15 protein-coding genes and 1 tRNA gene are annotated in these 13,767 nt (G+C 66.1%); 12 read left to right on the top strand and 4 right to left on the bottom strand.

Features of this window, described 5'->3' with window-relative positions; translation table 11 throughout:
• Nucleotides 1–48: 48 nt before the first annotated feature.
• From D618_RS0110635 to D618_RS0110585, 11 genes are all read left to right on the top strand, one after another.
• Nucleotides 49–1,989 carry a TonB-dependent receptor gene (locus tag D618_RS0110635; RefSeq protein WP_017671498.1) on the top strand — a complete coding sequence of 647 codons (1,941 nt, stop codon included), beginning with the start codon at nucleotides 49–51 and terminating at the stop codon, nucleotides 1,987–1,989.
• Nucleotides 1,989–3,020 (top strand): aminotransferase class I/II-fold pyridoxal phosphate-dependent enzyme, encoded by a 1,032-nt coding sequence (locus D618_RS0110630; protein ID WP_017671497.1) that lies wholly within the window; start codon nucleotides 1,989–1,991, stop codon nucleotides 3,018–3,020. The genes D618_RS0110635 and D618_RS0110630 overlap by 1 nt, the downstream gene beginning before the upstream one ends.
• Nucleotides 3,017–3,628, top strand: coding sequence for a cob(I)yrinic acid a,c-diamide adenosyltransferase (gene cobO / locus D618_RS0110625; RefSeq protein ID WP_017671496.1), 612 nt, complete (start codon nucleotides 3,017–3,019; stop codon nucleotides 3,626–3,628). Before D618_RS0110630 ends, cobO begins: the two co-directional genes overlap by 4 nt.
• Complete coding sequence (locus D618_RS0110620) at nucleotides 3,625–4,467, top strand: helical backbone metal receptor (protein WP_017671495.1); 843 nt, start codon at nucleotides 3,625–3,627, stop codon at nucleotides 4,465–4,467. Before cobO ends, D618_RS0110620 begins: the two co-directional genes overlap by 4 nt.
• On the top strand, nucleotides 4,464–5,435 hold the full coding sequence (locus D618_RS0110615; protein WP_017671494.1) for an iron ABC transporter permease: 972 nt from the start codon (nucleotides 4,464–4,466) through the stop codon (nucleotides 5,433–5,435). Before D618_RS0110620 ends, D618_RS0110615 begins: the two co-directional genes overlap by 4 nt.
• Nucleotides 5,432–6,211 carry an ABC transporter ATP-binding protein gene (locus D618_RS0110610; protein WP_017671493.1) on the top strand — a complete coding sequence of 260 codons (780 nt, stop codon included), beginning with the start codon at nucleotides 5,432–5,434 and terminating at the stop codon, nucleotides 6,209–6,211. Before D618_RS0110615 ends, D618_RS0110610 begins: the two co-directional genes overlap by 4 nt.
• The gene (gene cbiB, locus D618_RS0110605; RefSeq protein ID WP_017671492.1) at nucleotides 6,211–7,137 is read left to right on the top strand and encodes an adenosylcobinamide-phosphate synthase CbiB; all 927 of its coding nucleotides are present in this window, start codon (nucleotides 6,211–6,213) and stop codon (nucleotides 7,135–7,137) included. Before D618_RS0110610 ends, cbiB begins: the two co-directional genes overlap by 1 nt.
• Complete coding sequence (locus D618_RS0110600; protein ID WP_017671491.1) at nucleotides 7,125–8,585, top strand: cobyric acid synthase; 1,461 nt, start codon at nucleotides 7,125–7,127, stop codon at nucleotides 8,583–8,585. Before cbiB ends, D618_RS0110600 begins: the two co-directional genes overlap by 13 nt.
• 75 nt (nucleotides 8,586–8,660) lie before the next feature.
• Entirely contained in the window at nucleotides 8,661–9,659 is a 999-nt protein-coding gene (gene cobT / locus D618_RS0110595) for a nicotinate-nucleotide--dimethylbenzimidazole phosphoribosyltransferase (RefSeq protein WP_017671490.1), read from the top strand.
• Nucleotide 9,660: 1 nt separating this feature from the next.
• Complete coding sequence (locus tag D618_RS0110590) at nucleotides 9,661–10,455, top strand: adenosylcobinamide-GDP ribazoletransferase (protein WP_238550643.1); 795 nt, start codon at nucleotides 9,661–9,663, stop codon at nucleotides 10,453–10,455.
• Nucleotides 10,452–10,994: a histidine phosphatase family protein gene (locus D618_RS0110585; RefSeq protein ID WP_017671488.1), complete on the top strand. Its 543-nt coding sequence runs from the start codon at nucleotides 10,452–10,454 to the stop codon at nucleotides 10,992–10,994. The genes D618_RS0110590 and D618_RS0110585 overlap by 4 nt, the downstream gene beginning before the upstream one ends.
• 48 nt (nucleotides 10,995–11,042) lie before the next feature.
• Here the strand turns inward: D618_RS0110585 and D618_RS0110580 are convergent.
• Both D618_RS0110580 and folK read right to left on the bottom strand, forming a co-directional pair.
• A tRNA-Lys gene (locus tag D618_RS0110580) sits at nucleotides 11,043–11,118 on the bottom strand.
• 84 nt (nucleotides 11,119–11,202) lie between these two features.
• The gene (gene folK, locus D618_RS0110575) at nucleotides 11,203–11,697 is read right to left on the bottom strand and encodes a 2-amino-4-hydroxy-6-hydroxymethyldihydropteridine diphosphokinase (protein WP_017671487.1); all 495 of its coding nucleotides are present in this window, start codon (nucleotides 11,695–11,697) and stop codon (nucleotides 11,203–11,205) included.
• Between the two features lie 22 nt (nucleotides 11,698–11,719).
• On the opposite strand from folK, the gene D618_RS0110570 reads away from it, so the two are divergent.
• The gene (locus D618_RS0110570; protein ID WP_026091544.1) at nucleotides 11,720–12,376 is read left to right on the top strand and encodes a uracil-DNA glycosylase; all 657 of its coding nucleotides are present in this window, start codon (nucleotides 11,720–11,722) and stop codon (nucleotides 12,374–12,376) included.
• A 10-nt stretch (nucleotides 12,377–12,386) separates the two neighbouring features.
• Here the strand turns inward: D618_RS0110570 and D618_RS0110565 are convergent, their stop codons facing one another.
• Together D618_RS0110565 and D618_RS0110560 are read right to left on the bottom strand one after the other, a co-directional pair.
• Entirely contained in the window at nucleotides 12,387–12,926 is a 540-nt protein-coding gene (locus D618_RS0110565; RefSeq protein ID WP_017671485.1) for a (2Fe-2S)-binding protein, read from the bottom strand.
• A 59-nt stretch (nucleotides 12,927–12,985) separates the two neighbouring features.
• Nucleotides 12,986–13,747 (bottom strand): class II aldolase/adducin family protein, encoded by a 762-nt coding sequence (locus tag D618_RS0110560; protein ID WP_017671484.1) that lies wholly within the window; start codon nucleotides 13,745–13,747, stop codon nucleotides 12,986–12,988.
• Between the last annotated feature and the right edge of the window lie 20 nt (nucleotides 13,748–13,767).

Below are 13,767 nucleotides of genomic sequence, written 5' to 3'. Positions count from 1 at the left end.
CTGTGCCATTGGTGCGCGTGACCCCTTGTTGTTTGACAGGGGATACACATGCGAAATCCGTTCCTTAAAATCACCGTTTCGACTCTCGTTCTGGGCCTGTGCAGCGCTGTAACCGCGACTGCGCAGGACGATGCCGTCAGCGCGTCATCGCGTGAGCCGGTCATCGTCGTCACTGCCAACCGGAGCGCACAGCCGGTCGAGAGGGTCGGTCAGTCGATCACCGTGATCGATTCGGAGGACATCCAGCGGCGACAGACGCAGACGGTTGCCGATGTGCTGCGCACCGTGCCCGGGGTCAGCATCGCGCGCAACGGCGGCATCGGCACGGGAACATCAGTGTTCATTCGCGGCGCGGAAAGCGACCAGACCGTCGCCCTGGTCGATGGCGTCAAGCTCAACGACCCATCGTCGCCCGGCGGCGGCTTCAACTTCGGCAACCTGCTGATCGGCAATATCGAGCGGATCGAGGTGCTGCGCGGCCCTTCGTCGGTGCTGTGGGGCAGCCAGGCGATCGGCGGGGTGGTCAACATGATCACCCGCCCGCCGAACGAAGACCTCAGCGTCAACCTGCGCGGCGAATATGGCTATCGTGATACCGCCCAGCTTGTCGCAAATGTCGCGGGCAAGGCAGGGCCGCTGTCGGCGAGCGTCGGCGCCGGCTATTTCCGCACCGATGGCATCTCGGCCTTCAGCGAGGCGCTGGGCGGCGTCGAGAAGGACGGCTATGAGAACTACGGCGCCAACGGCAATTTCAACCTGGCCCTGAGCGATGCCATCTCGCTCGATGCGCGCGGCTGGTATTCCGAAGGCCGGGTCAATATCGACGGCTTCCCGCCGCCGAGCTTTGCCTTCGGTGACGTCAACGAGGAATCCCGCACCCGCGAGCTGGTCGGCTATGCCGGGCTCATTGCTGCGCTGTTCGACGGGCGTTTCCGCAACCGGCTGGGCTATGCCTACACCGACACCAGGCGGCGCAGCATCGCACTGGATGGGCCTGCAACCGAGACATTCGCAGGCCACGGCCGCAACGAGCGGATCGAGTATCAGGGCATCTTCGACATTAGCGATGGCTGGCAGCTGACTGGCGGCCTGGAACGCGAAACCTCGCGCTTTTCCAGCAGCAGCTATGGCGCGGTTGCAACCATCGGCCGCGCGCAGATTGACAGTGCGTACGCGCAGATCGTCGCCAGCCCAGTTGCTGGCCTCACGCTGACCGGAGGGGTGCGTCATGACGACCACAACCGGTTTGGCGGTGCGACCACCTTTGGCGCCAGCGGGGTTTATGCCATCGCTCAGACCGGCACGACATTGCGCGCGAGCTATGCCGAAGGGTTCAAGGCGCCTTCGCTGTTTCAGTTGCAAAGCGAGTATGGCAACCAGTTGCTGCAGCCCGAACGCTCGAAAGGCTGGGATGCAGGGATCACGCAAAGCCTTGTCGAAGGCCGGCTGCAGGCCAGCGCCACCTATTTTCGGCGTACATCCGATGACCTGATCATCTTCATCTCGTGCCCGCTGCCACGCATCGGCATCTGCGCAGGCCGTCCCTCGGGCACGTACGACAACGTGTCGAAGGCACGTGCGGAGGGGGTCGAGATCGGGCTTGTGATGCAGCCTGTCGATGCGCTGCGGTTGCAGGCCAACTACACCTATACCAATGCCACCAACCGGTCGCCGGGCAACGCCAATTTCGGGCGGCAGCTGGTCCGGCGTCCGCAGCACAGCGTCACCGCGCTGATCGATTATCGCTGGAACTTTGGGCTGGAGACTGGGGTGACGCTGACCCATGTCGGCGCGAATTTCGATAATGCCAGCAACAGCCGCAAGGTCGAAGGCTATGTGCTGGCCGACCTGCGCGCCTCGTTCCCGCTGACCGACCGGATCGACCTCTACGGCCGCGTCGAGAATGTGTTCGACGAACGCTATGAAACGGTGTTCCGCTATGGATCGCCAGGCCGTGCCGGCTATGCCGGCGTGCGGTTGCGCTACTGATGGCACAGGCGGCGCGCGCTGTAGTCCAGGACTTCGCCCTTCACGGCGGACGCATCGACATTGCGCGCGCCACCTTTCCGCAGATTGCCCAGTGGACGGATCTCTCCACCGGCATTGCGCCCTGGCATTACCCGGCCAGCACAGCATCGGAGCCAGCCGAACGGCTGCCTGACCCCGCCGAGCTTGCGGCGCTGGAAGCTGCTGCCGCCGCGTTTTTCGGCGCTGACCCGGCGCGCGTCGTTGCGGTGCCGGGCAGCGATCTGGCGATGCGGCTGCTGGGGCTGTTGCTGGGGCGCCGCTCGTTTGTTTTTCGCCCGGCCATCGTCCGGCCCGGCTATTCGGGCCATGCATCGATGTGGGGCGGCCACCACGCTGCGGAGTGCGCGGTCGACGATATCGAGATCATGGCGCCAACGCATGACGTGCTGGTGCTGGCCCGACCCAACAATCCCGATGGCCTGATCGCCGATCGCATTCTGCTGGAATGGGCAGCCCTGACGATGGCGACGCGCGGCGCTCACCTGATCGTCGACGAGGCGTTTGCGGACGCTGACCTGGCCGGCAGCCTTGCGGGGTGCGACTGGCCGGGGCTGATCGTGCTGCGCTCCTTCGGCAAGTTTTTCGGCCTGGCGGGATTGCGCCTGGGATTCGTCATCGCCCCGCCTTCCATCGCAGCGGACCTGCGCGCGCTGATCGGGGACTGGCCGATTTCAGGGCCTGCGCTGGCGACCGGTCTGGCGGCCTATCGCGACACCGCGTGGCACGATGCGCAGCGGCTGCGTCTCACCACAGCCTCGCAGCGACTGGCTGACCTGCTGACCCGGCACGGCATCACAATCGTCGGCCGCACGGCGTTTTTCGCACTGGTCTCCGTTTGCCACCGCGATCGCCTGTTCGTCCATCTGGCGCAGGCGGGCGTGCTGACCCGCCCGTTCGACTACGAACCCTATTGGCTGCGGATCGGCTTGCCGCGCGACGAGAGCGACTGGGCCAGACTGGACAAGGCTCTTTCCACCTGGAGAATGACATGATCGAGACCGAAGAGGATTTTGCCCGTCACAATGCGCGGATGCAGCGGATGCAGGCCGCGCGCGAGCGGATGCAGGCACGCCGGACGCTCGAACGCGGACTGCTGATCGTCCACACCGGCAACGGCAAGGGCAAGTCGTCCTCCGCCTTCGGCATGGCGATCCGTTCCTTGGGCTGGGGGATGAAGGTCGGCATCGTGCAATATGTCAAAGGCAGTTGGGAGACCGGCGAGAAGAATTTCTTCCAGGCCAATCCCGACCTTCTGACCTTCGAGGTAATGGGCGAGGGCTTCACCTGGGACACGCAGGACCGCGCGCGCGATATCGATGCGGCGCGCGCCGCCTGGGAACGGTCGAAGGCGCTGATCCTCGATCCGGATTACGACTTCATCATCCTTGATGAGCTCAACATCGTGCTGCGCCAGAACACGCTGCCGATCGAAGAGATCGTCGCGTGCCTTAAGGATCGCCCGCTTACCAAGCACATCTGCATTACCGGCAGGAACGCGAAGCCCGAGCTGATCGCAATCGCTGATCTGGTGACCGAGTTCGGCGAGGTAAAGCACCCCTATCATGCCGGGTTCAAGGCGCAGAAGGGGGTCGAGTATTGATCCGCGCCTTCGCCTTGTTGCTGGGGCTTTCGGTCGCTGGCTGTTCTTCGCAGGCGGCTGATCGGACTTCGCAACGGCGAGGGCCCGAGGCGCTGCCCCGCGTCGTCTCGATCAACCCGTGCGTCGATGCGGTGCTGATGCAGGTGGCAGCGCCGCAGCAGATCGCTGCGATCAGCCATTATTCGCACGATCCGCGCGCGACCTCTATCCCCCTAGATCAGGCGCGGCGATTTGTCGCGACCTCCGGCACCGCGGAAGAGGTGGTGGCGCTTGCCCCCGATATCGTGATCGCCGGAGCCCATGTCGCCCCGGCGACGGTGGCGGCACTGCGCCGGATGAACATCGCGCTGATCCAGATCGGCGTGCCCGAAAGTATTGCCGAAAGCACAATGCAGATCCGCACGATTGCAGCGGCGGTGGGCCAGCGCGCGCCGGGCGAGGCGCTGGTCGCGCGGATCGATGCTGCTGTTCGCGCAGCATCGGTGCAGCATAAGGCAGCCCCCGCAGCCCTGATCTGGCAGGGCGGAGGTCTGGTGCCGGGTGAGGGGACGCTCGCCAGCGAACTGCTGCAGCGTACAGGTTATCGTAACATGAGCGCCGATTATGGCCTGAAGCGATGGGATGTTCTGCCGCTGGAACATCTGGTGGGACGCTCGCCCGAGGTTTTGCTATCGGTAGGGGCCGATGACCACAGCGACCGGATGCTGCGCCACCCGGTGCTGGCGGGGCTGACGCACAGGATCGCGGTGCGGCGCTATCCCGAACGGCTGCTGCATTGTGGCGGCCCGACGATCATCGAGGCGGTCGGCCATCTCGCGCAGATCCGGCGGACGCTATGAACCGCGCGCTTGGGCTCAACCTTGCGCTGGCCGCCGGCATCGCCGCGGCCTTTGTGCTGTCGTTGATGGCGGGCAAGGTCTGGATCCCGCTCGATGCCTGGATTGCGGGTGATCCACGCTGGCCGATCATCGCCGAGCTGCGTCTGCCGCGCACGGTGCTGGCTGTGATGGTGGGCGCGGCCCTGGGCCTGTCGGGCGCGGCGATGCAGGGCTATCTGCGCAATCCGCTCGCCGATCCCGGGCTGTTCGGCGTGTCGTCCGGCGCGGCATTGGGCGCGGTCATCTCGCTCTATTTCGGCTATGCGGCTTCGGCCTGGCTGCTGCCCGTTTTCGCTCTGACCGGAGCGGGAATCTCGATGGCGCTGCTGGCGCTGCTGGTCGGGCGGTCGGGCAGCATCATCGTGTTCACGCTGGCAGGCGTGATCATCTCGAGCGTCGCGGGGTCGATGACCGCGCTGGCGATCAGCCTGGCTCCCACGCCGTTTGCGACCTCGCAAATCGTCACCTGGCTGATGGGCGCGCTGACCGACCGCAGCTGGGACGATGTCACGCTGGCGCTGCCACTGCTGGCGCTGGGAGCAGCGCTGCTCGCCTGCACCGGGCGCACGCTCGATGCGCTGACGTTGGGCGAATCCGCTGCGCGCTCGATGGGGGTCGATCCGCTGCGGCTGCAGCTGCTGATCGTCATCGGCGTCGCGCTGTGTGTTGGTGCCTCGGTGGCGACCGCCGGGATCATCGGCTTTGTCGGATTGATCGTGCCGCATCTGGTGCGCCCTTTCGTCGGCAATCGGCCCTCGGCGGTGCTGCTGCCCTCGGCGCTGGCGGGCGCGCTGCTGTTGCTGCTCGCCGACAGCTTGGTGCGCGCGCTGCCGACGGTGAGCGAATTGCGGCTGGGGATTGCGATGTCGATGCTCGGCGGGCCGTTTTTTCTGGTCGTGCTGCTGCGGATGCGACGGAGGCTGGCATGAGCGTGCTGGCCGCAGAAGACCTGACGCTCCAGCTCGGCGGTCGCCGCGTGCTCGACGCGGTCAGCGCGCGCTTTACCCCCGGGCACGTGACGGCAGTGCTGGGCCCCAATGGGGCTGGCAAATCGACATTGCTGGCCTGCCTGGCTGGACTACGCACGCCCGATGATGGCCGGGTGATGCTGGGTGGCCAACCGCGTGATGCGATCGGCCTGCGCGATCTGGCGCGGCAGATCGGCCTGCTGCCACAGGGCGGTGATGTGCATTGGGATATCGATGTCGCATCGCTCGTCAAGCTGGGGCGGTATCCGCACCGCGCGCGCTGGGGCGAGACCGAGGCAGATGGCATCGCTGTCGCTCGCGCGATGGCGGCGACCGATGTCACCCGCTTTGCCGCGCGGCCGATGACGGCGCTGTCGGGCGGCGAGCGTGCGCGCGTTTTGCTCGCGCGTGTGCTGGCGGGCGAACCGCAATGGCTGCTGGCCGATGAACCGCTCGCCAATCTCGACCCCGCGCATCAGCTCGATACGCTGACGTGCCTGCGCGATTTTGCGCGCGGCGGCGCGGGCGTGATCGTGGTGCTGCACGATCTCAACCACGCGATCCGGGTCGCGGACGAGGTGCTGTTGCTATGCGATGGCCGGGTGGCGGCGCACGGGCCGCCTGCTGATGTGCTGACCCCGCAGAGGATCGTCGATACCTATGGCGTTGCCGCGCACATCGCCACGACGCCAGATGGGCTGCGCTTCATCGTCACCTCGCAGATGGCGCGCAGCTGATGCTGGCGCGGCCCGAACAGTTGCTGCTGGCGCTGATCGCCGAGGCGGTGATTGGCTATCCTGCTTGGCTGCTGGCCGTGATCGGTCATCCGGTGATGTGGATCGGCGCGGCCATCGCCATGCTTGATCGGCGCTGGAATGCAGGCAGCGCCATGCGCCGCCGGGCGATGGGGCTGCTGCTTGTGGGACTGGTCGCAGGCGGTGTCGGCGCGATCGGCTGGTTGATCGAATGCTGGGTGGGCGACACGATGGCGGTGCTAATGGTGATGGCACAGGCGACCACCGGCCTTGCGCAGCGCAGTCTGGACGATCATGTCCGCGCGGTCGCCCGGCCACTGCTGCGCGGCGATCTGGCAGCGGCGCGCGACGCGGTCGCACGGATTGTGGGGCGCGATACCGCAGCGCTGGATCAAAACGGCATTGCGGTAGCGGCGATCGAGAGCCTCGCCGAAAGCTTCTGCGATGGCGTGGTCGCGCCAGCCTTCTGGTTCCTCGTCGCGGGCCTGTCGGGCCTGCTGATCTGCAAGGCGGTGAACACGGCCGATTCGATGATCGGCCACCGCGATGCGCGCCATCTGCATTTCGGCTGGGCGGCGGCGCGCAGCGATGATCTGGTCAATTTCATCCCCGCGCGGATTTCGGGCGTGCTGATCTGCTTGGCTGGACCGGGCGGATGGCGCACGATGCTGCGCGATGCACTCGATCATGCCTCGCCCAATGGTGGCTGGCCCGAGGCGGCAATGGCGGGCGCGCTGGGCCGCAGGCTGGGCGGGCCGGTAAGCTATGACGGCGAAGCGGCGCACCGCGCCTGGCTGGGCGATGGCGCGCCGCCCGATGCTGCCGATCTGCAGCGCGCACTGTGGGTCTATCGCCGCGCATGTCTGTTGATGTGGGCGATCGTGGGAGGTGTTGCATGGCTGCTGTGATGCTGCAGGGGACCGGATCGGATGTCGGCAAATCGGTGCTGGTGGCAGGGCTGTGCCGGTTGCTCGCCAATCGCGGGCTGACCGTACGCCCGTTCAAGCCGCAGAACATGTCGAACAATGCGGCTGTCGCGCAAGGCGGCGAGATCGGCCGCGCGCAGGCGCTGCAGGCTTTGGCCTGCCGTGTGGCTCCCAGCATCGACATGAACCCGGTGCTGATCAAGCCGCAGTCGGACACCGGCGCGCAGGTGGTGGTGCACGGCAAGGTTGTGGGCACATTGGGTGCGGCCGACTATCAGCACCGCAAGGGCGAGTTGCTCGCGGCGGTGCTGCAATCCTGGCACCGGTTGAAGGCTCAGGCCGACATCGTCATCGTCGAAGGCGCAGGCAGCCCGGCGGAGATCAATCTGCGCGCCGGCGACATCGCCAATATGGGCTTTGCCCGCGCGGCGAAGGTTCCAGTGGTGCTGGTGGGCGATATAGACCGCGGCGGTGTGATCGCCTCGATCGTCGGCACCAAGGCCGTGATCGACGCGGACGATGCGGCGATGATCCACGGCTTCCTGATCAACAAGTTTCGCGGCGACGTGCGATTGTTCGACGATGGCTATGCCGAGATCGAACGCCGCACGGGCTGGTCCGGCATGGGTGTCATCCCCTGGCTTGCCGCTGCACGGCAGCTGCCCGCCGAGGATGCGGTTGTGCTGGATGCTGCCATCGGCGGCGATGGCGCGATCACGATTGCGGTGCCGATGCTCTCGCGGATCGCCAATTTCGACGATTTCGATCCGCTGAAGCACGAGCCTGGCGTGCGGATGGTGATGGTGCCGCCAGGCCAGCCTCTGCCCGGAGATGCGGCTTTGATCATCCTGCCGGGTACCAAGGCGACGATCGCCGACCTTGCCTTTCTGCGGGCGCAGGGCTGGGATATCGATATCGCAGCCCATGTCCGGCGCGGCGGGGCGCTTCTAGGAATCTGCGGCGGATACCAGATGCTGGGCGAAAGCATCACGGACCCCAATGGCGTCGAGGGCGTGCCCGGAACGGTGGCGGGGCTGGGCTATCTGCCCATTGTCACCCAGCTCACCGGTGACAAGCGGGTCGTTGATGTAACGGGTACTAGCCTGCGCGATGGCCAGCCCTTTGCGGGCTATGAAATCCATGTCGGCCAGACCCATGCGATGGGCCCGGTGCAGCCATTGCTGCGACTGGCCGATGGCGCCGAGGACGGCGTCATCAGCGCCGATGGGCAGATCGCCGGCTGCTACATCCACCGGCTGTTCTATCTTCCCGCCCAGCGCGGGGCCTGGCTGGCGCGGCTGGGGGCACAGAGCGACGGCATCGCGCAGAGCCACCGGATCGACCAGGCGCTCGATGCGCTCGCGGCAGCGCTGGAAGAGCATGTCGATATCGGTCGGCTGCTTGCGATAGCAGGCCAAAGTCATGGCTGAGGCGTGGTTTGCTTCCTCCCTTTCCGTTGCGATGGCAACGCAACGATGTCCCATCACACAACCACAGGTGTCCAGATGATAACGCGTGATCTCGTGCAGGAAAAACTGGATGGCCTCGCCAAGCCCGTGGGTAGCCTGGGGCGGCTGGAGTTGCTGGCGGTCGACCTGGCGATCGCCAGCCAGTCGCTCACCCCGGTCACTCGTCCGCGACGACTGGTGCTGTTTGCCGCCGATCATGGCGTGGTGGCGCAAGGCGTGACGGCCTGGCCTCCGGCAGTAACGACCGCGATGGTCGAGACCATATTCAAGGGCAAAGCGAGCAGCACGGCCCTGGCGAATGCACATGGCGTCGACGTTCGGGTGATCGATGCCGGTATGGCGCAGCCGCCACGCGGTCCCTGGCCTGTGCACTTTCATTCGCAGCCTGTTGCTGCGGGCACGGCGGACCTGAGCCAGGGCCCGGCGATGTCGGTCGCGCAGTTCGACGCTGCCTGGAATCTGGGAACGGCCGAGGCGCAGCGCGCAATCGACGCAGGCCATCGCCTGCTGATGGCAGGCGAGATGGGCATCGGCAACACCACGGCCGCTGCCTGCCTCACCCACGCGCTGACGGGCATCGACGCCGAGACCGCGACCGGCAGTGGGGCAGGCGCTGATCCAGCGATGCGCGCGATCAAGCGCGATATCGTGGCCGCAGCGGTCGAGCGGCTGAGCGGCTGCACCGACAAGGCGGCGCTGGCGGCGATTGCGGGCTTCGAGATCGTTGCCATGGCAGGATTCTATGCCGAGGCGGCGCGGCTCGGCGCATTGGTGCTGCTCGATGGTTATGTGACCACGGCCGCCGCGCTGATCGCCGAACACCTGTGCCCCCGAACCCGCCTGCGCATGATCGCGGGCCATCTGTCCGCCGAGCCCGGCCACCGCGCGGCGCTGGCGCGGCTGGGCCTGGCACCGGTGCTGGAATGGCAGATGCGGCTGGGCGAGGGGAGTGGTGCGCTGGTCGCGCTGCCCATGCTCGATAGCGCCGCTGCGTTGCTGTGCGATGTCGCGCGGCTGGCGGACATCGGAGGCTGATGTGAACCGAAGATGCCCTGTCTGGGCCCCGCCGGTGCTCGCGGTGCAGTTCCTCAGCCGCATTCCCGTTCCCGGGACCGGTTCCCTGAGCGCACAGCAGGTCAACGCCGGACTGGCGCAGGCGGTGGGCTGGTTCCCGCTGGTGGGCGCAGGCATTGGCGCTATCACGGCTGGCATTGCGCTGGCGGCGGACAGCCTCTGGCCGGCACTGGTCGCGGTGCTGATCGCGCTGGCGTTCGAAGCCAGGTTGACCGGGGCGTTCCACGAGGATGCGGTCGCCGATTTCTGCGACGCCTTTGGTGGCGGGCACAGCGCGGATGATGTCCGGCGGATCATGAAGGACAGCCGGATCGGCAGCTATGGCAGCCTGGGCCTGATATTTGCGGTCGGTTTGCGTGTGGCGCTGATGCTGGCGGTGCTTGAGCAGATGACACCGCTTTGCGCCTTTCTCACCCTCGTTGCAGCGGCCAGCTTTGGCCGGTTGCTGGTGGTGGTGTTGATGACCTGGGTCGCGCCCGCGCCGCAGGGCACGGGTCTTGCCAAGGACATCGGATCGGGCGTGGGTACGTCGGTACTGCTCACTGCGCTGGCAACCGCGTTGCCCGGCCTGCTGGGCTTTGCGCTGGCATTTCCGCTGCCGATGCTCGCAGCACTGCTGGGTGCAGGCGCCTTTCTTGGGTGGTTCCGCGCGCTGTTGCTGCGGCGCATCGGCGGCAGCACCGGCGATTGCCTGGGATTTTCGGCTTATGCCGGGCAACTGATCATGTTGCTGACGGCAACCGCGGTGGCGGGGTGAGCCGCCAGGTCCTGCTGGTCCGGCATACGCAGGTCGCGCTCGCATGGCGGGGGCGGTGCTATGGGCATAGCGACATGGGGCTGAGCCGTGCAGGTGCAGCCCATGCCCGCATCCTCGCGCGCCAGCTGGCACAATGGGCCCCCGATGTCGTGCTGCATTCGGGCCTGCGCCGGACGCGCATTCTGGCGGAAGCGATCGCGGCGTTCACCGGGTTGCCTGCACAAGCCGATCCGGCCTGGATGGAGCGCGATTTCGGCGACTGGGAGGGGCGCAGCTGGGCGGCGATCTGGCGCGAAACGGGCAATGCCATGGATGGCATGATCGACGATGCCGAAGCGTATCGTCCGGGCGATGGCGAAACGACGATGGAAATGGCGGCCCGCGCGATCGCGGCATGGCAGAGCCTGCCTGCCAGGCGAGCCCTGGTCATCACCCACGGCGGCCCGATCGCAGCGATCATCGCGACGCGTCAAGGCACGCCGGTGACCGATTGGCCAAGGCTGGTCCCTGCCACCGGTGCCTGTCTGGAACTGCCGTAAAGCCAGATTCGCGCAGGCAAGGCGCTGTGCAACTCACTGAAAAAATAATGGTGAGCCCTGCTGGGTTCGAACCAGCGACCTACTGATTAAAAGTCAGTTGCTCTACCGACTGAGCTAAGGGCCCCCTGGGGGTGGCGCGGTGGATGCGCCATCGGTGCACGGGTGTTTTCCGGTGCGGGCATCCCCCTAGTCGGGCAGCCCTGCCGGGTCAACCCCGCGTCGCACGGTGATGCAACTGGGCAAGGGTCAGGCCGGTCAGCGGGTCGCGCCAGCGCGGGGCAAGCATGCTGGCCGGGCGCAGCACGAAATCGCGGCGGCGATAGGCGGGGTGGGGGACGATGAGCGTCGGCCTGGCGGAAACCCAGCTGCCGCCCGACCACAGGATGATATCCAGATCGAGCGTGCGCGCCGACCATCTCTGTCCGCGTCGCCGGCCGAAGCGTCCTTCGACCCGCTTGAGCAGCGCGAGCAGCGCATCGGGCAGCAACGGCGTGCGGATGATGGCAGCGCTGTTGGCGTAGCGGCGCAGCGACGGGCCTATGGGCGGTGTTTCGATGACCGGCGCTGCTGCCGCAACGTCCATGCCCTCGCTCGCCAACGCGACCAATGCGGCCTGCAGCACGCGGGCCGGGGCACCAATGCGATGGTGACGCCGGTTCGATCCCAGTGCGATCAGATAATGATGCTGGCTTGATCCATCCATGGCCACCGCCTAGCGCGGTGCGATGCAGGACGTAAGCCCCCTATCCCACACCGAACCGCCGCTGGACTGCGCGTTATGCCCGCGCCTCGTCGAATTGCGCCGGCAATGCCAGGTGAAGCATCCTGACTGGTGGAATGCGCCGGTGCCTGCGTTCGGTGACGCTGGCGCGTGGCTGGGCATCGTAGGGCTGGCCCCGGGCATGCAGGGGGCCAACCGGACCGGACGGCCGTTCACCGGCGATTATGCAGGCGACCTGTTGTTTGCCACGCTGGAAAAATTCGGCTTGTCGCGCGGAAACTATGATGCGCGGATCGATGACGGGCTGACTCTGGACGGGGTCATCATCATCAATTCGGTCAAATGCCTGCCGCCGCAGAACAAACCCACGCCGCAGGAAATCAACACCTGCCGCCGCTTCCTGGGCGCGCAGCTGGAAGCTCTGCCGCAGCTCAAGGTCTTCATCGCGCTGGGGCGGATCGCACATGACAGCTTTCTGCGCCATCTGGGCCTGCGCCCTGCGCAATTTGCCTTCGGGCATGGCGCGCGGCACGATCTGGGTGAGGGCAGGGTGCTGATCGACAGCTATCACTGCAGCCGGTACAACACCAATACCGGGCGGCTTACGGCAGAGATGTTCGAAGCCGTGTTCGCGCAGGCGCTGGCCGAGCGCTCCAGCTGATCGGGAACCGCTATTCCGGCGGAGCGAGCGCGGGCACATCCCTGGCGGCATCTTCGGGCGAGATCCCCGGCGGCGGCGCGGCTGCTATCGTCTCCTGTCGGCGCATCACGCGCCCGGCGCGCTTGATGGCCGCCCGGACGCGCGGATAGGTGCCGCAGCGGCACAGGTTGCGGATGGCAGCGTCGATCTCCGCATCGCTGGGGTCGCTGTTCTTGCGCAGCAGCACGCTGGCCGCGATGATCATGCCCGGCGTGCAGAATCCGCACTGCACCGCCTGTTCTGCCACAAACGCCTGCTGCACCGGATGGCTGCGGTCGCGGCTCAGCGCTTCGATGGTGGTGACATAGCGGCCCTCGACCTCGGCAATGCTGACCAGGCACGAGCGGATCGCTTCGCCATCGACCACCACCATGCACGCGCCGCAATCGCCATTGCCGCAGCCATATTTGGTGCCGGTGAGGTTGGATGCGTCGCGCAAGGCCCACAGCAGCGGCGTGGCAGGATCGAGCCGGTATTGCACCGGACGGTCGTTGACGGTGAATTTGGTCATGGCATCAGCGCATAACCGGGCGGAACGGGCCTGTCACCCATCCCGCCGCGGCTTGAGGGTCAGTCGCGCCAGCTGGGGTCGATCTTGTCGACCTTGCGCACCATCGCGGCAAAATCCGGCACGCCCGCACCCATCGGCAGCTGCACCTGGCTCAGATCGCGCTGGTGCACCTTGATGACATCGTCGGAAACGAGAATCGGTTGGCCCATCGACATGGTGGCGAGCTGGATCTCGCAGGCGCGCTGCAGCGACCAATAGGTGATGAACGCCTCGGGCAGAGTACGTCCCATGACGACGGGGCCATGGTTCTTGAGCATCAGCACGCGCTTGCCGGTAACCGCTTCAACCAGCCGGTCGCCCTCTTCCGATCGGACGGTGACGCCCTCGAAATCGTGATAGGCGATATTGCCGATGAAGTTGCAGGCGTAGAAATTGGTCGGCTGCAGTCCGCCCTCGACCGAGCACACCGCCATGGTCGCGGTGGTGTGCGTGTGGATTATGCAGTGCATGTCGGGAATGCGCTTGTGGAACACGCTGTGTTGCGTGAAGCCGGCCTTATTGACGGGGTACGGCGATCCGTCGAGCTTTTCGCCCTCGGAATTGATCTTGACGAGGTTGGAGGCGCAGACCTCGCTGAAGTGCAGGCCGTAAGGGTTGATGAGGAACGCGTCTTCCTCGCCCGGCACCTTGAGCGTGATGTGGTTGTAGATCATTTCTGACCATCCCATCATGTCGAACACCCGGTAGCACGATGCCAGCAGCTTGCGCGCCTCGTGTTCCTCAGTCGTCATCTGCGGGCTGTTTTTCAACGCGGTGGCCATCTCGCTGTCCTCTCATTATG

Origin of the sequence: Blastomonas sp. AAP53, from assembly GCF_000331245.1 — a bacterium.
Classification (GTDB): Bacteria; Pseudomonadota; Alphaproteobacteria; order Sphingomonadales; family Sphingomonadaceae; genus Blastomonas.
Note: the sequence above shows the minus strand (reverse complement) of the source record. Positions and strands in the feature narration are given on the sequence as shown.

Coding starts and splice junctions, on each gene's coding strand:
- D618_RS0110635 (WP_017671498.1), top strand. CDS start 49: ATGCGAAATCCGTTCCTTAAAATCACCGTTTCGACTCTCGTTCTGGGC.
- D618_RS0110630 (WP_017671497.1), top strand. CDS start 1,989: ATGGCACAGGCGGCGCGCGCTGTAGTCCAGGACTTCGCCCTTCACGGC.
- cobO (WP_017671496.1), top strand. CDS start 3,017: ATGATCGAGACCGAAGAGGATTTTGCCCGTCACAATGCGCGGATGCAG.
- D618_RS0110615 (WP_017671494.1), top strand. CDS start 4,464: ATGAACCGCGCGCTTGGGCTCAACCTTGCGCTGGCCGCCGGCATCGCC.
- D618_RS0110610 (WP_017671493.1), top strand. CDS start 5,432: ATGAGCGTGCTGGCCGCAGAAGACCTGACGCTCCAGCTCGGCGGTCGC.
- cbiB (WP_017671492.1), top strand. CDS start 6,211: ATGCTGGCGCGGCCCGAACAGTTGCTGCTGGCGCTGATCGCCGAGGCG.
- D618_RS0110600 (WP_017671491.1), top strand. CDS start 7,125: ATGGCTGCTGTGATGCTGCAGGGGACCGGATCGGATGTCGGCAAATCG.
- cobT (WP_017671490.1), top strand. CDS start 8,661: ATGATAACGCGTGATCTCGTGCAGGAAAAACTGGATGGCCTCGCCAAG.
- folK (WP_017671487.1), bottom strand. CDS start 11,697: ATGGATGGATCAAGCCAGCATCATTATCTGATCGCACTGGGATCGAAC.
- D618_RS0110570 (WP_026091544.1), top strand. CDS start 11,720: ATGCAGGACGTAAGCCCCCTATCCCACACCGAACCGCCGCTGGACTGC.
- D618_RS0110565 (WP_017671485.1), bottom strand. CDS start 12,926: ATGACCAAATTCACCGTCAACGACCGTCCGGTGCAATACCGGCTCGAT.
- D618_RS0110560 (WP_017671484.1), bottom strand. CDS start 13,747: ATGGCCACCGCGTTGAAAAACAGCCCGCAGATGACGACTGAGGAACAC.